At 74.8% G+C, this 16280-nt stretch carries 14 protein-coding genes and 1 pseudogene; 4 read left to right on the plus strand and 11 right to left on the minus strand.

Translation table 11 applies throughout. The features are described 5' to 3' along the window. The 10 genes and pseudogenes from Sya03_RS05430 to Sya03_RS05475 all read right to left on the minus strand — a co-directional run. Window positions 1-519, minus strand: a pseudogene (locus Sya03_RS05430) (Pecanex-like protein 1); the annotation flags it as partial. A 74-nt stretch (window positions 520-593) separates the two neighbouring features. Continuing rightward, window positions 594-1364 (minus strand): DUF4142 domain-containing protein, encoded by a 771-nt coding sequence (locus tag Sya03_RS05435; protein WP_203937065.1) that lies wholly within the window; start codon window positions 1362-1364, stop codon window positions 594-596. Window positions 1365-1650: 286 nt separating this feature from the next. Then, a complete protein-coding gene (locus Sya03_RS05440; protein WP_203937066.1) occupies window positions 1651-2334 on the minus strand; it encodes a COG4315 family predicted lipoprotein in 684 nt (227 codons plus the stop codon). Window positions 2335-2594: 260 nt separating this feature from the next. After that, on the minus strand, window positions 2595-3365 hold the full coding sequence (locus tag Sya03_RS05445) for an anti-sigma factor family protein (RefSeq protein ID WP_203937067.1): 771 nt from the start codon (window positions 3363-3365) through the stop codon (window positions 2595-2597). After that, window positions 3362-3994 carry a sigma-70 family RNA polymerase sigma factor gene (locus Sya03_RS05450; RefSeq protein ID WP_239107133.1) on the minus strand — a complete coding sequence of 211 codons (633 nt, stop codon included), beginning with the start codon at window positions 3992-3994 and terminating at the stop codon, window positions 3362-3364. Before Sya03_RS05450 ends, Sya03_RS05445 begins: the two co-directional genes overlap by 4 nt. 1058 nt (window positions 3995-5052) lie before the next feature. After that, window positions 5053-6015 (minus strand): hypothetical protein, encoded by a 963-nt coding sequence (locus Sya03_RS05455; RefSeq protein WP_203937069.1) that lies wholly within the window; start codon window positions 6013-6015, stop codon window positions 5053-5055. After that, entirely contained in the window at window positions 6012-8498 is a 2487-nt protein-coding gene (locus tag Sya03_RS05460; RefSeq protein WP_203937070.1) for an AAA family ATPase, read from the minus strand. The genes Sya03_RS05455 and Sya03_RS05460 overlap by 4 nt, the downstream gene beginning before the upstream one ends. Continuing rightward, on the minus strand, window positions 8495-9649 hold the full coding sequence (locus Sya03_RS05465; protein WP_203937071.1) for an exonuclease SbcCD subunit D: 1155 nt from the start codon (window positions 9647-9649) through the stop codon (window positions 8495-8497). The genes Sya03_RS05460 and Sya03_RS05465 overlap by 4 nt, the downstream gene beginning before the upstream one ends. 9 nt (window positions 9650-9658) lie before the next feature. Beyond that, window positions 9659-11413: an ATP-binding protein gene (locus Sya03_RS05470; protein WP_203937218.1), complete on the minus strand. Its 1755-nt coding sequence runs from the start codon at window positions 11411-11413 to the stop codon at window positions 9659-9661. 100 nt (window positions 11414-11513) lie between these two features. Then, the gene (locus tag Sya03_RS05475; protein WP_203937072.1) at window positions 11514-12245 is read right to left on the minus strand and encodes a pyrimidine reductase family protein; all 732 of its coding nucleotides are present in this window, start codon (window positions 12243-12245) and stop codon (window positions 11514-11516) included. Window positions 12246-12586: 341 nt separating this feature from the next. On the opposite strand from Sya03_RS05475, the gene Sya03_RS05480 reads away from it, so the two are divergent. Then, window positions 12587-13339 carry an ACT domain-containing protein gene (locus Sya03_RS05480; protein WP_203937073.1) on the plus strand — a complete coding sequence of 251 codons (753 nt, stop codon included), beginning with the start codon at window positions 12587-12589 and terminating at the stop codon, window positions 13337-13339. A gap of 81 nt (window positions 13340-13420) precedes the next feature. Further along, the gene (locus Sya03_RS05485; protein ID WP_203937074.1) at window positions 13421-14470 is read left to right on the plus strand and encodes a GNAT family N-acetyltransferase; all 1050 of its coding nucleotides are present in this window, start codon (window positions 13421-13423) and stop codon (window positions 14468-14470) included. On the opposite strand, the gene Sya03_RS30770 is transcribed toward Sya03_RS05485, so the two are convergent. Continuing rightward, window positions 14463-14972, minus strand: coding sequence for a GNAT family N-acetyltransferase (locus Sya03_RS30770; RefSeq protein ID WP_239107152.1), 510 nt, complete (start codon window positions 14970-14972; stop codon window positions 14463-14465). The genes Sya03_RS05485 and Sya03_RS30770 overlap by 8 nt on opposite strands. Before the next feature lie 75 nt (window positions 14973-15047). Here Sya03_RS30770 and Sya03_RS30775 point away from each other — a divergent pair, with 75 nt between their 5' ends. Continuing rightward, a complete protein-coding gene (locus Sya03_RS30775; RefSeq protein ID WP_239107134.1) occupies window positions 15048-15734 on the plus strand; it encodes a hypothetical protein in 687 nt (228 codons plus the stop codon). 203 nt (window positions 15735-15937) lie between these two features. Beyond that, window positions 15938-16243 carry a hypothetical protein gene (locus Sya03_RS05495; protein ID WP_203937076.1) on the plus strand — a complete coding sequence of 102 codons (306 nt, stop codon included), beginning with the start codon at window positions 15938-15940 and terminating at the stop codon, window positions 16241-16243. Window positions 16244-16280 lie beyond the last annotated feature (37 nt).

Consider the following 16280-nt stretch of genomic DNA (forward strand, 5'->3'; position numbering starts at 1 on the left):
GCCCTGCTGACCGCCCTGCTGACCGCCCTGCTGACCGCCCTGCTGACCGCCCTGCTGGCCGCCACCCTGCTGGCCGCCCTGCTGACCGCCCTGCTGAGCGCCGCCCTGCTGAGCGCCGCCCTGCTGAGCGCCGCCCTGCTGGCCGCCCTGGCCGCCGCGGCCGCGGGTGGTGGTCTGGCCCGCGTTCTGCATGGCCGCGTTGCGGCAGCGCTGGCGCATCTGCGAGCGCGTCGGCACGCTCTGCGCGCCGTCGTCCGCGTGGTGGGTGACCTGCCCGCGGTTGGTGGTGTAGGTGCCGCGCCGGGTCTCCGTGCTCCAGTTGCGGGTGGCGGAGGCGGGGGCGGCGGCGTTCTCGCACGCGGCGAGAGCACGCTGGAGGGCGCGGCGCTTCGTGCCGGCCTCCGAGACCTGGGTGACGGTGACGATGGCGCCGAAGGTCACCAGGGTCGCGAGGACGGCGAGCAGGCGCCGTCGACCACTGAAGAAGGACGGTGCGCGCCGGTATGACGACCTTCGCATGGGAACAACCTTTCTCGCGTGCGGTGGGGTTTCTCAGGCCCCACGTTGGAGGGGCGGGCCGGGCCGGGCGCGGGCTACCGCGTTCGGAAGATGCGCATCGTGCTGGCGACGCCCGCGACGAGCGCGGCGGCGAGCACGATGAGGATGACGGTGGTGTTCACGCCGCCGCGGGCTCCGGCGATCATGTTTCCGTCGATGGCCGGAGCGGCGCCCTGGGCAACGGGCTGCGGCGGCGCGGGTAGCGAGCCGTAGTCGACCAGGCCGGAACTCTCCAGCAGCGTCAGGTGGGTCATCACGAACTGGTTGGCCTGCTGGGCCAGCCGCCGCACCACGTCGTTACGGGTACCGGCGCGGATGTTCGCGATCGCGGGAAAGATCTTCCCGTGTGCGGAGCGCAGTCGATCGGTGTAGATCTGGTCGAACTGCGGGCCCTCCGCGTTCTTCATCTCGTTCAGCCAGGCCTGCTGCTCGATCGTCGGCTCGTTGGGCAGGGGGACGCCCAGCTTCGCCGCGGCCTCGATCGTCAGCTTGTCGAGCAGCACGTGCTGCTCGGCGATGGACTTGCCGATCTGCAGGACCTTCTCGTTCTCGGTCCGGCCGACAGTCATGTTCCCCGCCGGGATCTCCCACAGGCCGGCGAGCCGGACCTTGACGACGAAGTCCCTGTCGGCGGGTGTCAGCGCGCCCTGCCCGTTGCCGTTGGACAGCACGGTGTCCGGCGGAACGGGCGGGGCCGTGGGTGCGGCCTGAGCCGGGGAGCTCGGCGCGAGCAGGGCAACGAAAACCATTGCCGTAGTGCCGACCAGCCAGCGAAGAGGCCGGCGCGGCAAGCGAGCGGCAATCATCTTCGGTCACCTCCGACGACATTGTGGGAACGAGGGAAACGGTATTCCTGCCGGGATCGTCAACGCAATCCCGCGCCCCATAAATGAGGCATTCTTAGGTACGACTTAACAAAGATTTGTGGGCTCCGGGGCGACCCGCCGACATCGTCCGAACGGTTGATGCCGAGGGGTGGGAAAACGGCCGGAAAATTGTTGCCCGTACCCCAGATGCTGTTGTGACGAAACGCACCGAAGGCCGGGGGCGCCGGTGCGGCGCCGCCCGGCCGGCGGTGGTCAATGTGGTCTGTCAGTACTGGTAGTCACTGCCGGCCCCGCCGCTGCCGGACTCCTCGGACTCCGACTTCTCGTCGGAGTCGCTGCCGCCCGGCACCGGGATCGGCTTGCTGACGGGCGGCAGGCAGGTGAGGTTCTTCTTGCCGTCGGGGGAGACGACGAACCAGGTGCCGCCGACGTTCTGGCCCCGCCACTGGCCGGCCTTCTTGTCACCGGCGTAGCGGTACAGCGGCCAGTCGCCCAGGGTCAGCTGGGTCGTGCCGTCCTTGCGCTGGACCGTGCCCAGGTCGTCGGAGGAGATGCCCTCGAGCTCGGGCTCCTCACCCTCGTTGACCAGCGCGGGGGGCCAGATCTTGGCGCAGTCGCCGTCGCAGTTGCTGGCGACGGGGTCCACGGTGTCCTTGTCGAACCGGTACAGGACCATGCCGTCCTGGTCGACGACGGCCTTGCCCATGCGGGGGATGCTCTTGCCGACCAGCTCGGTGGTGACCTCGTCCGCGGCGAGCTCGGGGGCGGCCGCCTCCTGCTCGGCCTGCTCCTCGGTCTCCGCCTCGGGCTCGGCGCTGGGCTCGGCCTCGACCTCGTTGGCGGCGGGCTCCTGGGCGGGAGCGCCGGCGTTGTAGTCGGCGGCGTTGTAGCCGGCCGGCGCGCAGCCGGGCAGCATGAACGCCGCGGCGATCGCACCGCCGACGACCATCAACTTTCGCTTCTCCGGAACCACGTGCCCTCCTGCTGCTGCTTGTTCAATGGCGTCCGTTCGGGCAGTAGTACGGAGCATGCAGGCAGACGGTTGAACAATCGGCGCGGCCATTTCACAGAAATCTCATGAACCTGTGGAGCCCCACGCGCCGTCGACGGCTCCGACACGCACCGTACGCAATTCGCCGGCCGTGCCCCGAAACGGAAGAACGCCCGACCGACCGGCCGGGCGTTCCTCGTCGTGATGTTCGTTTTCGGTCAGGGCACCCGGACGAGCGTCTCGGCGGCGCCGTTGTCGCCGATCTTCTGCACCTGCACGTGGGCGATCTGGTCCCGCTTCAGCGCGGTGACCGCGGTGAGGGTCAGCGGCTGCGGCTGCTCCGCCGTGCCCCAGCCCTTCTCGCCGACCGTCCAGGTGGACAGCACCTCCTGGCCGCCGTCGGTGCGCACCGCGACGAGCCGGCAGGTGAGCGGGCCCTGGATGTTGGAGATGGCGAACGTGACCTCGGTGCCGAAGTCCCGCGGCTCGAAGCCCGCGTCGACCCGCACCCGGGTGCGCGGGTCGGACCCGCCGACCCGGTCCGTGGGCAGGTCGGGACCGCCGATGCCGCCGTCCGGGTCGTCCAGTGGCGGCAGCGTCGCCGTGTCACCCGGCGCCTGCGCCACCGTGTTGTCGGCCGGCGCGAACCAGCGCGACCCGGCGAACGTGGCGCCCACCGCGAGGACCGCGAACGCGACCACCGCCGCGGCCAGCGAGTACAGCTTCCGGCTCTGCGCCCGCCGCCGATCCTGCGCGACCGCGCCGATCATCCGGGTGAGCACGATGCCGTCCCGCCGGGACTGCTCGGTCGCCACCAGGCTGTCGGCGTCGATGTCGGCGAGGACGTCGACCACCGGCAGCATCGACTCCAGCTCCATCGCGCACGACGGGCAGTCGACGAGGTGGGCCTCGAAACGGTCCGCGTCACGCTCGTCCAGCACGCCCAGCGCGTACGCGGCGACGTCGAAATGCTGCTGGTCCTGGTTCACTCTGTCACCCCCCGCTGCTGCAGTGCCGTGCGCAGCGCGCGCAGAGCGTAGTACACACGGGACTTCGCGGTGCCCAGCGGGAGGTTCAGCACCTCGGCCGCCTCGGGCACCGTCCGCCCGCGGAAGTAGGTCTCCACCAGGATCTCCCGGTGGGACTGGCTCAGGGTCTTCAGCGCGTCGGTGACCGTCATCAGCCGCAGCACCCGGTCGGTGTCGTCCGCGGTGCTGGGGAAGCTCTCCAGCTCGCGGTCGTACGTCTCCGTCGGGCGGGCACTGGTGGACCGGTGGTCATCGATGGCGATGCGGCGGGCGACCGTGACGAGCCAGGGACGCAGCGACTGCTGGCCCTGCGCACCGAGGCGGTGCGCGTTGCGCCAGGCACGCAGCAGGGTCTCCTGCACGATGTCCTCGGCGCGCTGCCGGTCGCCGCCCGTCAGGCGCAGGACGAACATCAGCAGCGGTCCGGCGTGCTCCTCGTAGAGCATCCGGACGAGGGTGTCCTCATGGCTCGGCGCGGACGGCCCGGCCTCGTGGCGGGGAACCTGTCGCGACGTCACGGACTCATCTTGTCCACTGCTGCGCCCCCCGTCGAGAGCCTGCCATCGCCCACCGGATCGCTGCTGGGTCATCACGCACACCCTGTCCGGCGTGAGCCGTTCGACGGCCATCGACCGCATTGAAACCTCCTGCCGGAGCCACCTCCGTCCTCCCAAGTACGGACGCCGGCGCGGGATTGGATCGATGCGTGGCGGGAATTTTCCGCGGCGCCGATGCCGCAGCTCTGGCCGTCACACACGGTCACGGTTTCCTCCGGGGGAGTATGGCCACGCGGGCGGGGGAACGCGCGCGGCGGACCGGCGCGGCCCAGCGGGCCGGCGCGGCGGTACGTGCTGGAAATGCGGACTGAAGCGACCATCAGCCCAGCTCGCGGCCCATGACCACAGACGGGGCGGACGGGCCGGGGTACGCGTCGGGGGGACGGATCCGGTACACGCTCCATAGCAGGTCACAAATTGATCAACCAGGACTCGTGAATACTACTCGTGAAATCCGGCCCACCACACGACCGAGCCGGACGGTCACCCTCACCCGTCCAGCCGACACCCCCCACCACCCGGCCGCCGGTCCATCCTGATCTCCGCCCTTTCCGCCCGCCGGCCCGCCCGGCCCCCGGCCCGCCCGGCCCACGGCCCACCCGGCCCGCCCGACCCGGGCCCGCCTGCCCGGCCTTCCCGGCCCGGTACCCCGGCGCCCGCGACCACCGTCCGGCAGAAGGCCCGCTGCGGGCAGGGCCAGGCCCCGCGGAGAGGCGGACGGGGTGACCGTGTCGGAGCAAGAGAGACCGGCGGTGCGACCGCGCCCGGCAGAGGGCCGGCCCCGGGCAGGGCCAGGCCAAGCGGAGCGGCGGAGGGGGACCGTGCCGGAGCGAGGAGAGCCGGTGGTGCGCCCCGAGGGTCCCGGCAGCCCCGATCCCGCCGAGACGCGGCGGTGGGAAGGCTCGGGAGCACGCGATGAGGTGGCTCGTGAGGTGAATCGCCGGCCGATGCCGCGACCGGCGGACCGCTGGCCACCGCGTCGGCGTGGAAGTCCCGCCGGCCGACCGCGTGCCCGCAGACCCGCCCGGGCCCCCAACCCCAGACGCAGGGTGAGCGGCCCCGAACCCGACCCAGCGGAACGGAAAACCGGATCAGCGCCCAGCGGAAGTAGCAGCCGTCAGAGCCCGATGCAACAACCGGGCATCCCCGAGCAACCCCCGCAACCGCCGCTCCAACCCGGCGATCGGCACGAGATTCTGCGGCGCCCGAGGGTCCTTGTACGCCGACGAAGCGAACCGAGGCAGAGCGGCCTGCGACAACTGCGCCAGCGAAACCGCCTCGGGCACGTCGAGGTCGGGAGAGCACTCCACCCGCACGATGCCCGCCCACGGCGCCCCGGCCCGCCCCGGCAGCCGCAGGTACCAGGACCAGCCGCCCCACGCGGTGCCCAGCCCGAACACGGGGGTGCGCTGCCCGGCGGTCAGGGAGGTGACGACCTGGGTCAGCGCGGGCGGCAGGTACTGGCTGTGCTGGGTTTTCACGTAGCCGATGGTGCGCGGCAGCTGGCGCCGGTTGCGCAGGGGGCCGTCGACGACGAGCAGGTCGGCGCCGTCGCGGGCGGCGCCGGAGACCTCGACCTCGAGGGCGGTCAGGGGGCCCTGGACGGCGGCGGGGAGCTTGCTGGCCTCGCCGGTGCCGCTGACCCGGCGCAGGGTGTACCGGATGGTGCCGGCCACGACGTCCTCGGCGCTGGGGCTGGCGGTGAACAGGCCGCGCTCGACGCGGGCGCCGGCGAGTTCGGCGGCGCCGCGGCGCAGGTCGCAGCGGACGACGCCGGCGGCGTAGGAGGCGGCGAGGCCGGCGTAGGAGGAGCCGTCGTCCTCGGCGGTCCACAGGCCGGCGTCGATGCGGCGGACGCCGTCGACGAGCAGGACGACGTCGGGGCAGGTGACGCCGGGGGCGGGGTCGAGGGGGCGCCACTGGGCGGCGGGCAGTTCGACGTCGGGCTGGATCTGGGCGGTGCTCGGGGTGACGGGCCCGTCGGCGCCGTTGCCGCCCTCCAGGGAGGCGCCGTACGCCGGGTCCCAGGCGTCGACGAACAGCCGTGCGGTCACAGGCCCGTCCTCTCCACCCGCGCGGAGCGGGCGTCCTTGCTGACGACGTAGCGGACCGGCACCCGGTCGGCGAGGGCCGGGACGTGGGTGACGACGCCGACCATCCGGTCGCCGCGGGCGGCCAGGTTCTCCAGGGTCGCGGCGACCGTGTCGAGGGTGGCGGCGTCGAGGGTGCCGAACCCCTCGTCGAGGACGATGGACTCGAGGCTGGCGGCGGTGGTGGACATGCCGGCGAGCTGTTCGGACAGGGCCAGCGCCAGGGCCAGCGACGCCTGGAACGTCTCGCCGCCGGACAGGGTGCGCACGCCGCGGCGCAGGCCGGCGTCGTGGTGGTCGACGACGAAGAACTCGCCCTTGTCGTGGACGAGGTCGTACTGGCCGGACGACAGCTCGCGCAGGATGCGGGAGGCGCCGTCGACGAGCAGGTCGAGGGCCTCCTCCAGCAGCCACCGTTCGAAGTTGTTGGCCCGCAGGTGCCCGGCGAGGGACTTGGCGACCTGGCCGTCGCGGTCGTGGGCGGCGCGGGTGGCGCGCAGCTCGGCGGCCTGCTCGCGGCGTTCGACGAGGCGGCGGTGCAGGGCGTCGGCGCGTTCGGCGGCGACGGCGGCGGCCCGGACGAGGTCGGCGTCGGCGGCGCGGGGCGGCTCGACCTCGGCGCCGGCGAACAGCGCGAGGATGGTGTCGCGGGCCCGCACCGTGGAGCCGCGGGCGTCGGCCACGGCGGCCTCGGCGTCGGCGCGGCCGGTGCGGCGGGCCTCGCGCTCGTCGTCGGCCCAGCCGACCAGGACGCGCCACGCGCCGGCGACGTCGTCGCGGTCGGCGGGTGGTGGGCCGAGCCGGCCGACGCGGTCGCGGGCGGCGTCGAACGCCTTCCACGCCCGGCGCAGCTGGGCCTCGGCCTGCTCGGCGGTGGCCTGCGCCCGGCGCTGCGCCTCGCGGGCGGTGCGCACCGCGGACCCGGCGGCGTCCAGCTTCTCCTGCAGGGCCGTCGCCTCGGCGAGCCGCCGGCGCAGGGCGGCCTCGCCGGGGGACTCGGCCAGCACGGCGGCGATCTCGCGAAGCCGGGCCGCCTCGGAGTCGTGCTGGGCGCGCTTGCGGTCGAGGCCGCGTTCGGTCTCGCGGGCGACGGCCTCGCGCTGCTTGAGCGCCGTGACCGCCTTCTCCCAGACGGCCTTGGCGGCCTCGCCGGCGGTCTTCGCCGCCGCCACGGCCGAGCCGTGCGGCACGGCGGGGACGTCCGCGACGGGCTGCTCGCAGACCGGGCAGGGCTCGCCGGCGGTCAGGTGGGCGCGCAGCGCGGCGGCCCGGTCGACGGCGCCGGCCTCGGTGTACGCGGCGCGGGCCCGCTCCAGGTCGGCGCCGGCGGCGGCCTCCTGCGCGCGGGCCAGGTCGACGGCGGCCGCGGCGGCGGTGTGCTCCACCTCGGCGGCCTCCACGGCGCCGGCCAGCCACGACACCTGCTCGGTGAGGGCGGCGTGCTCGGCGTGCCGGTCGAGCAGCAGCCGCAGCTGGGCGGTCTCGGCGGCGGCGGCGACCTCGCCGCGCAACTTCTCCTCGCGCTCCTCGGCGCTGCGCACGGCCGCGGCGGCGTCGGCGGCGGTGACCCGGGTGGCGAGCACCGCCCCGGCCACGTCGGCGACGTCGCCGGGGGCACGCACGCCCGCGAGCAGGGTCAGTTCGGCGTCGATGGCGGCGAGGGCGTCGCGGGCGGTCTCGGCGTCGCGTTCGGCGGCGCGCAGCCGCGGCACCGCCTCCTCGACGGCGGCGGTCAGCTCGTGCAGCCGGGCCGCCCGGGCGGCGGCGGAGTCGACGGCCTCGTCGGAGGCGTCGGCCAGCCCGCCGAGCACCTGGTCGGCGGCGGTGACGTGGGCGGCCGCGGCGGTGGCCCGGTCGGCGGCGCGCTTCTGCACCGACTCGTACACGTGCAGGCCGAGCAGGTTGACCAGGATCTGCTGGCGGACGGCCGGCTTGGCGTGCAGGAAGTCGGCGAACTGGCCCTGCGGCAGCACCACGCAGCTGGTGAACTGCTCGTACGGCAGCCCGACGGCCTCCAGGATCGCGGCGTCCATCTCGGCGGGGGTGCCGGCGAGCACCTCGCCCAGGTCGTCGAGGCTCATGCCGGTGTCGAGGCGGGTGACGTCGAAGTCGCTGCCCATGAGCTGCAGGCCCGCCGCGGCGGTCTTCACGTTGCCGCGGCCGTCGCGGCGCACCACCCGGGTGGCGACGTAGCGCTCGCGGGCCGACTCGAACACCAGCCGCACCCGGGCCTCGGTGGCCGACGGGGCGAGGGCGTTGCCGATGCCGCGGGTGCCGCCCCAGCGCGGCACCGTGCCGTACAGCGCGAAGCAGATCGCGTCGAGGATGGTGGACTTGCCGGAGCCGGTGGGCCCGACGAGGGCGAAGAAGTCGGCGTCGGTGAAGTCGAGCGTGGTCTCCTCACGGAACACCGTGAAGCCGGCGAGATCGAGCCTGATGGGCCTCATTGCGCGCTGCTCACCTCGTCGTACAGCTCGTCGAAGAGTTCCCGGACGCCGTCCTCGGCGTGGCCGCGGGTGTCGAGGTAGTCGCGGAACAGCTCGCGTGGCGAGCGCCCGGCCCGCTGGGCGGTGGCCGTGCCGGAGCCGGGCACCGGGATCATGTCCGGGTCGATGCGCACCTCCAGCGCGTGCGGCAGCAGCTCCTGCACCTCCTCGCGCAGGCCGGCCCGGGGCGCCTCGCGGACGAACACCCGCAGCAGCGCCTCGCCCGGGTCCAGCTCGGCGAGCTGCGCCAGGGTGCCGCGCACGGTGCGCAGGCCGACCGCCCGGTCGATGCGGACCTCGCGGATGCGGGCGGACTGCTCGGCCGTCACGTCGACGATCGTCACCGACGGCAGGTTGTCCTCCTCGCCGAAGTCGACGGCGAGCGGGCTGCCGCTGTAGCGCACCGGGCAGGGGCCGTTGACCGCCTGCGCCCGGTGCAGGTGCCCGAGCGCCACGTAGTGCGCCGAACCGGGGAAGACCGACGCCGGCACCGCGTACCCCATGACGGTGTGGGCCTCGCGCTCGCCGCCGCCGGCGGCGGCGCCGATGACCGTGAGGTGCGCGGTGAGCAGGTTGACGACGCCCGGCTCGGTGAAGTCCTCGCTCAGCTTGGCGATGAGCCGGGCGATGTGGTCGGCGTAGGTCTGGGTGGCCTCGGCGGCGGTGAGGTCGTACATCTCGGTGGCGCGCACCGCGTAGCGCTGCGACAGGAACGGCAGCGCGACCAGCCGCCACCGCTCGCCGCCGCGGGTCGTGCCGGTCAGCACGTGCTCGGCGGGGGTGTCGCGCACGGCGCCGCGCAGCGTCACGCCGGCCGCCTCCGCCCACGGGCGCAGCGCGTCCAGCGCGGGGCCGTTGTCGTGGTTGCCGCCGATCGCCACCACCTGCGCGCCGGTGCGCTGCAGGGCGGTGAGCGCGCGGGTCACCACGCGGGTGGCGTCGGCGGACGGGGCGGCCGTGTCGTACAGGTCGCCCGCGACGATGACCAGGTCGGGCTGCTCCGCCCTGGCGATCTCGACGACCTGGGCCAGCACGGCGATGTGCTCCTCGACCCGGGACCGTCCTTTGAGCACCTTCCCGACATGCCAGTCGGACGTGTGCAGAATGCGCATCGGCGAACCTTAGAACGGGATGTCGTCGTCCGGCGAACCGCCGCCGCCACCGACGACCGCGAAGGGGTCGGCGCCCTGCACGATCGAGCGCAGCGACGCCGACGGCGGCGCCCCCGCCTCGGAGTGCCGGGTGGCCCAGGCGGGGAAGGGGAACTCGACGCACAGCGGGACGGGGATGTCGGGCTGGTTGACGAACATCGTGCCGGGGCGGGCCAGCAGCGCCCGCTGGCGCATGACCTGCGGCAGGAAACCGTACTCCGGCCGGGACGCCTCGGCCGGGTCGAGCCGGCCCACCACCCGGATGGCCGAGTTGGTGACGATGCGCCGCTCCACCTCGCTGGCCGTCTGCTGCGCGCCGATGAGGATGACGCCGAGCGAGCGGCCGCGCTCGGCGATGTCGAGCAGCACCTCCTTGATCGGCGACGAGCCCTCGCGCGGGGCGTACTTGTTCAGCTCGTCGAGGACCACGAACAGCAGCGGCTTGGCCGTGCCCTGCTTCTCCTTGCGCTCGAATTCCGTCTTCAGGGTGACGCCGACGACGAAGCGCTGCGCCCGGTCGGGCAGGTTGTGCAGGTCGACGACGGTGACCTGGGCGCTCTCGGCCGTGTTGATGGCGTGCGGGCGGCGGGTGGCCAGGTCGCCGCGGATGAGCCGGGCCAGGTCCTTCTTGCTGCCGATGAGGCGCCGGGCGAACGCGTTGACCGTGCCCATGTTGACCGCGCTGCCCGCCCACGTCATGCGGGTGGCGTCGTCGGTGAGCTGCTCGACGACGTGGTCGACCAGGTCGCCGTAGCTGCCCAGGCGCACCCCGTCGACGCTGACCCCGCCGTCGGCCGGCAGGGCGTGCCGGGCCAGGTGGGCGGTGACCGAGTGGACCACCATCGTGTACTGCTGGCGCTCGTCGTCGGCGTCGGCGAACACGTACGGCAGCAGCCGGTCGGCGCAGAACTCCTCGAGCGTCCAGTAGAAGCTGTCGACGCCGGTCAGGCGGCTGTTGACGTCGGGCGCGCCGGAGGAGTCGCCGGGGCGCGGCGGCGCGTAGACCCGCACGTCGGGGAACGCCGTGGCCGGCAGCCCCAGGTGCGCGTACGCCGCCGTGGTGCGCTCGTCGAGCTTCAGGTTGGGGTGGTCGAGGAACAGCAGGTCCTCGCCCTTGACGTTGAAGATCAGCGCCTTGGCGTTGACCGCGTCGCCGCCCAGCGCCCCCGACCGGAACACCGAGTAGAGCAGGAACGTGGCGAAGCTGGTCTTGGTGGCCACGCCCGAGATGCCGGAGATGGACACGTGGGCGCCGCGGGTGCCGTCGAGGAAGTCGGCGTTGAGGAACACCGGCACGCCGTCGCGGCCGGTGCCCATCGGCACCCGGCGCTCCATGCGGTCGAAGTGCAGCGCCGCGTCGCGGGCCTCGCCCGACGCGCGCAGCACCCGCGCCCCGGGCGCCGGCGGCACGTACAGCTCGGGGTCGACCCGGGTGGTGGTGATCTCGGCGGCCTCCTGCACCAGCGCGGGCAGGGTGCCGTCGGCGATCGCGAACACGTCGGAGTCGAACTGCGCGCCCTCGTGCCGGGCCCGCACCTGCGTCACCACGCCCGCGATCGTCACCGGCTCCCGGTCGGGCAGCTCGCGCCGGGTGACCACCACGTCGTCGAGCTGGAGGTAGCTGCCGGGGGTCACCGCCGTCCAGAACTGCAGGGGGGTCGCGTCCGCCGTGCCCAGCACACGGCCGACCGGCTCGCCGGAAACCTCGTCATCCACGCCGATCATGTTGCACCACATGTACGACAGCGCCGCGAGCCACGCCGGGGATGGCACGGGTTTCCACAAGATGTTGGGGCTTTCCACAGCCCCATCCACAACTTCTGGATCAGTCGCGGGCGTACCGCAGCATCAGCTGGCCGTCGGCGGCCAGGATGTGGCGCAGCGGCAGCGGCCGCGGCGCGCTCGGCGGCCCCGCCGTGATGCGGCCCGGGCCGGCCCCCGCGAGCAGCGGCGCGACCGTCAGGCACAGCTCGTCGACCAGGTCGGCGGCGGTCAGCGCGCCGAGCAGCGCCGGGCCGCCCTCGCACAGCACCTGCGCCAGGCCGCGGGCGTGCAGCGCCGCCAGCGCCGCCCGCAGGTCGACCTCCTGGTCGCCGAAGGCGACGACATCGGCCGCCGCGGCCAGGTCCGGCCGGTCCGGCGCCGCCGCGCAGGTCAGCACCACCGGGCGCACGGGGGCGCCGGCGAAGACCGACGCCCGCGGGTCCAGGTCCAGCGAGCGCGAGACCACCACCATCGTCGGGTACGGGGGCAGCCCCAGCTCGGCGCGCAGCTCCTGCTGGGCCGGGCTGGTGCCGAGCGGCCCGTACCCCTCGTGCCGGACCGTGCCCGCGGCGACCAGCACCGCGTCCGCCAGCCCGCGCAGCGCGTGGAACACCCGCTTGTCGCCCGGGCTCGACAGCCCCTCGGAGTAGCCGTCCAGCGTCACCGCGCCGTCGAGGCTGGTCACGAAGTTGACCCGCAGCCACGGGCCGGCGGCGCGCGGGTACTGCGCGGCCAGGGCGCGGTCGGTCAGCGGCCCGGCCGGGTCCGGCCACAGCCGCAGCAGCTCACTCACCGGGCGGGCCCGTCACCGGCGGCGTCGGCTCGGCGGGCGGGCGGTGCTGGCAGTCGCACCACGAACCGCCCCGGCAGTCGTCGTGCCGTCTCTCCCGGCACGCGCGGCAGATCATGGACAAACCCTAGGCGTCGCGGTGGCCACAGGGTCAAGAATGGATGACCCGTGCGCACGCCGCACGCTTCACCGGCGCGAGCGTGGGTATTCGGCCGAGGCGCAGGGTCACCCGTCCGGGCAGATCGCGGCCGGACACGGCGGCGCAACGGTCGTGAAACGCCGGTGCCGGACGCTGATGCCACGCGGATGGCAGCTGCGTGCCGCCGCGCAGACGGGAGGAGTTCATGTTGCTGCGGGTACGGGTGACGCTGCCGGATCGTCCCGGCGCTCTCGGGCAGGTGGCGCGCACCCTCGGCGTCGCCGGGGCCGACATCGTCCAGGTGGTCGTGCTCGAGCGCCTCGGTGGCCGCGCCGTCGACGACTTCACCGTCGTCTGGCCCGGCGCCGCCCGCGTCGAACGGCTCCTCGCCGGCCTCGCCGCCATCCCCGGCGTGCAGGTCGACGGCATCTGGCGCGCCATCGGCGCCCCCGTCGCCGGCGGCCACGACGCCGAACTGCTCGCCCAGGTCGCCGCGAACCCCGCCGACGGGCTCGCCACCCTCGTCGACGCCGTGCCCGGCCTGCTCGCCGCCGAGTGGGCCGCCGCCGTCGTCGTGCCGGCCGACTGGGCCGCCCGCACCGGCGCCGTCCCGCGCCCCGGCCTCACCGGCGGCCCCGTGCTGCCCGGCCCGCCCGGCGCCGAGGCCACCGTCGCCTGCACCAGCTGGCGCGCGCCCGACCCGCTGCGCCTGCCCGAGGTCACCCCGCTGCGCGCCCGGGCCATGAACGGCCCCGGCGACGCCCGCTACGCCGTCGCCCCGTTCGGCCGCGCCGGGCTCGTGCTCGTCGTCGCCCGCACCGGCGACGACGAGATGCAGGCGGCCGGGTTCCACGTCACCGAGGTCGACCGCGTCGCGCAGCTCGTGCGCGCCGCCGCCGTCATCCTCGGCGACCGCCTCGACCTCGTCGCCGCGCCCCCTGTGGCGTACCCCTCATGATTTGTGCTGGTCAAGCAATGTGCGGTTAACACCGCGCAGGCACGCTGGAGGGGCAGGCACAACGGGCGAAAGGAGTGCCGCATGGCGCTGTGGCGGATCCGCGCGACGGTCGACGACCGTCCCGGCTACCTCTCCGTGCTGACCGCGAGCCTGGCCCTGCGGGCCGTCAACATCCTCGCCGTCCAGGTGCACACCACCGAGGCGGGCGCCGTCGACGACTTCCTCGTCGACGCCCCCGACACCATGACCGAGGCCGAGCTGCTCGCCGCCGTCGAACGCGGCCGCGGGCGCGACGCCTTCGTCACCCGCGCCGAGGCCCAGGGCCTCGCCGACCAGCCGACCCGGGCGCTCGCCCTCGCCGGCCGGCTCGTGCACGACCCCGACCAGCTCGGCGACACCCTCGCCGCGCTGCTCGACGCGTCCGCCGTCACCTGGCGCCCCGTCGCGGGCGCCGCCGCCGGCTTCGACGCCCAGGTCATGCGCCTGGCCGACCCGGGCGGCGGCATGTACGAGATCGCCCGCCGCGCGCCCGCGTTCACCCCCGCCGAGTACGCCCGCGCCCAGGCGCTGGTCGAGGTCGCCGGCGCGGTGCTGCGCCAGGCCGCCGAGCACGCCACCCTGCTGCTGGCCGACGGCGCCGAACTGCTGCTGCGCCCCGCCACCCATGACGACCTGCGCGCCGTGCGCCGCCTGCACGAGCGCAGCTCCCCGCAGACCCTGCACCGCCGCTACCTCGGCGGGGCCGCACCCACCGACGCCCGGCTGCGCCGCCTGCTCGAACCCGCCGCCGGGGTGGCGCTCGTCGCCGTCACCGCCGACGACCGCGTCGTCGCCGTCGCCAACCTGGTCGCCGAGGGCGACGAGGGCGAGATCGGCCTGCTCGTCGAGGACGGCTGGCAGCGCCGCGGCATCGGCACCGCGCTGCTGCGCCGGCTCGCCACGTACGCCACCCGGGGCGGTCTGCGCGCCGTCACCGCCCACACCGCCGCCTCCAACACGGCGATGCTGCGCACCCTGCGCCGGCTGGGCGAGGCCCGGGCGTCGCTGCCCGACGGCGGCCTCGTCAGCGTGGAGCTCCCGCTGCCCGGCCGCGACGACGCGCCCGCCGTCGCCCGCGGGCCGGTCAGGTGAGCTCGTCCGCCAGCAGGTCCATCAGCAGGCCGTCGTGCCACGTGCCGTCCTCGGCCCGCTCGTACTGGCGCATCACCCCGACCGGCTTGAAACCCACCTTGGCGTAACACCGGATCGCCGGCTCGTTGTCCGCCGCCGGGTCGATCACCAGCCGATGATGGCCCAGCTCGCGCACCAGGTGCCGGGCCAGCGTGCGGACGGCGTCCGTGCCGATGCCCCGCCCGTGCACCGCCGGGTCGAGGTAGATGTCGATGCCGGCGTGCCGGTACATCGGGTCGTCCTCGGCCGCCCACTGCACCGCCCCGACCACCGCCCCGCCGACCACGACGGCCAGGAACTCCACCCCGTCCTGGCCCGCCACGTCGGCGGCCAGCTCCGCCTCCAGGCTCTCGTCGGCCAACGGCCACCGGCCCAGCACGGCCGCGGTCGACCGGATGCGGACCAGGGCGGGGATGTCGGCCTCGACGGCGGTGCGGAGCAGGACCAGGTCACCGTGCAGCAGCGTCACAGCGCCAGCGTAGGCACCGCGGGCGAAACGGGGTCGCCCCGCCGGGCGGTCCGGCCCTACGGTGCGCGGGTGACCGTGTCCGCCGCCGTCGACGAGCTGTACGCCGCGTTCGCCGCCGTGCCGCGGCCGCCGGCCGTCGCCCACTGCCCGTGCTGCGTCACCGAGGCGGAGGTGGCGGCGCTGCTGGCGCCCGTGCCGCTGCGGGAGCTGCCCGTCGAGGCGGTGCGGCCGTACGCCGCGAACGTGCCGTTCACCGTCGGCGGAAGCAACGACCTGCGGTACTTCGCGCCGCGGGTGCTGGAGATCGGGTGCGCGGACGGGTTCGGCTGGCCCGGCCTGGAGTCGCTGGCCGCGCGGCTGCGGCACGCCGGCTGGGCGGACTGGCCGGCGGCGGAGCGCGCCGCCGTGCGCGGGCTGCTGGGGGCGCTGTGGGACGAGGCCCTGGCCGGCGACGGCTTCGACGCCGGCACGGTGCTGTGCGCGGCCGGCAACGCCGAGGACGACGTGGCGCCGTACCTGGCCCGGTGGACGGCGGCGGTGGGTCGGCCGGCCGCGGCGGAGCAGCTGCGGGACCTGCTGTGGCACGGCTGCGCTCGGGACCCGGGCGGGCGGCGGCTGCGCAACGCGTTCTGGGACGGGCGCGACGCGCAGGCCGCGGCGGTGCTGGCGTGGCTGGGGAGCGACGAGCTGTGCGCGGCGGTGCTGGACGCGGGCACGGCGGGTCCCGTCCTCGCCGACGTCTTCGACGCGCTGTAGGGAAGGGCGCGGCCGCGATCCTGCACGATCGGCGCCGGTTGCCGCCCGAAGGCGTGGCCGAAGGGGCGGCGCCGGGCCGCCCGGACGGCGCGCCGACCACCCGGGCACGGGGTGTGAGCTGCGGAAAGAGGGTCTCCGGGCGGGTTGCCGCGCGGTCCTACGGTCCGGACCGTCCATCCTGGACGATCCGGAGAGGAAACCCCATGACGAAGACGTTCGCCCGCATCGGGATCGCGACGCTGGCCGTCGCCGGACTGGTCGCGCTGCCTGCCACCGCGGCCTCGGCCGCCACCGGCGCCGGGCCGCGTATGGCCGCGGCCGCCGCGCCGACGCCGCAGGAGTGCGCCGACCTGCGCCGGCGCATCGAGGGCCTGGAGGCCCAGGTGGCGGCCTTGCAGGAGCGGCTGCAGCAGGCCCCGCCGCACCACAGGGCGGCGCTGGTGAAGCGGATCCTGCAGCTGCAGGCCACGGTCGCCGCGCTGGCGGCCGACCTGGAGGACTGCCCCTGACGGGGCCGGGAGGCGGCCCGGCCCCGGTGCGGGGCGG

The sequence above is a fragment of the Spirilliplanes yamanashiensis genome (assembly GCF_016863475.1).
Lineage (GTDB): Bacteria > Actinomycetota > Actinomycetes > Mycobacteriales > Micromonosporaceae > Spirilliplanes > Spirilliplanes yamanashiensis.

What these genes read in the sequence shown, in the direction of transcription:
- Sya03_RS05435 (WP_203937065.1), bottom strand. Translation starts at nt 1,364, where the DNA reads ATGATTGCCGCTCGCTTGCCGCGCCGGCCTCTTCGCTGGCTGGTCGGC.
- Sya03_RS05440 (WP_203937066.1), bottom strand. Translation starts at nt 2,334, where the DNA reads ATGGTCGTCGGCGGTGCGATCGCCGCGGCGTTCATGCTGCCCGGCTGC.
- Sya03_RS05450 (WP_239107133.1), bottom strand. Translation starts at nt 3,994, where the DNA reads ATGACCCAGCAGCGATCCGGTGGGCGATGGCAGGCTCTCGACGGGGGG.
- Sya03_RS05460 (WP_203937070.1), bottom strand. Translation starts at nt 8,498, where the DNA reads ATGAGGCCCATCAGGCTCGATCTCGCCGGCTTCACGGTGTTCCGTGAG.
- Sya03_RS05465 (WP_203937071.1), bottom strand. Translation starts at nt 9,649, where the DNA reads ATGCGCATTCTGCACACGTCCGACTGGCATGTCGGGAAGGTGCTCAAA.
- Sya03_RS05470 (WP_203937218.1), bottom strand. Translation starts at nt 11,413, where the DNA reads ATGATCGGCGTGGATGACGAGGTTTCCGGCGAGCCGGTCGGCCGTGTG.
- Sya03_RS05480 (WP_203937073.1), top strand. Translation starts at nt 12,587, where the DNA reads ATGTTGCTGCGGGTACGGGTGACGCTGCCGGATCGTCCCGGCGCTCTC.
- Sya03_RS05485 (WP_203937074.1), top strand. Translation starts at nt 13,421, where the DNA reads ATGGCGCTGTGGCGGATCCGCGCGACGGTCGACGACCGTCCCGGCTAC.
- Sya03_RS05495 (WP_203937076.1), top strand. Translation starts at nt 15,938, where the DNA reads ATGACGAAGACGTTCGCCCGCATCGGGATCGCGACGCTGGCCGTCGCC.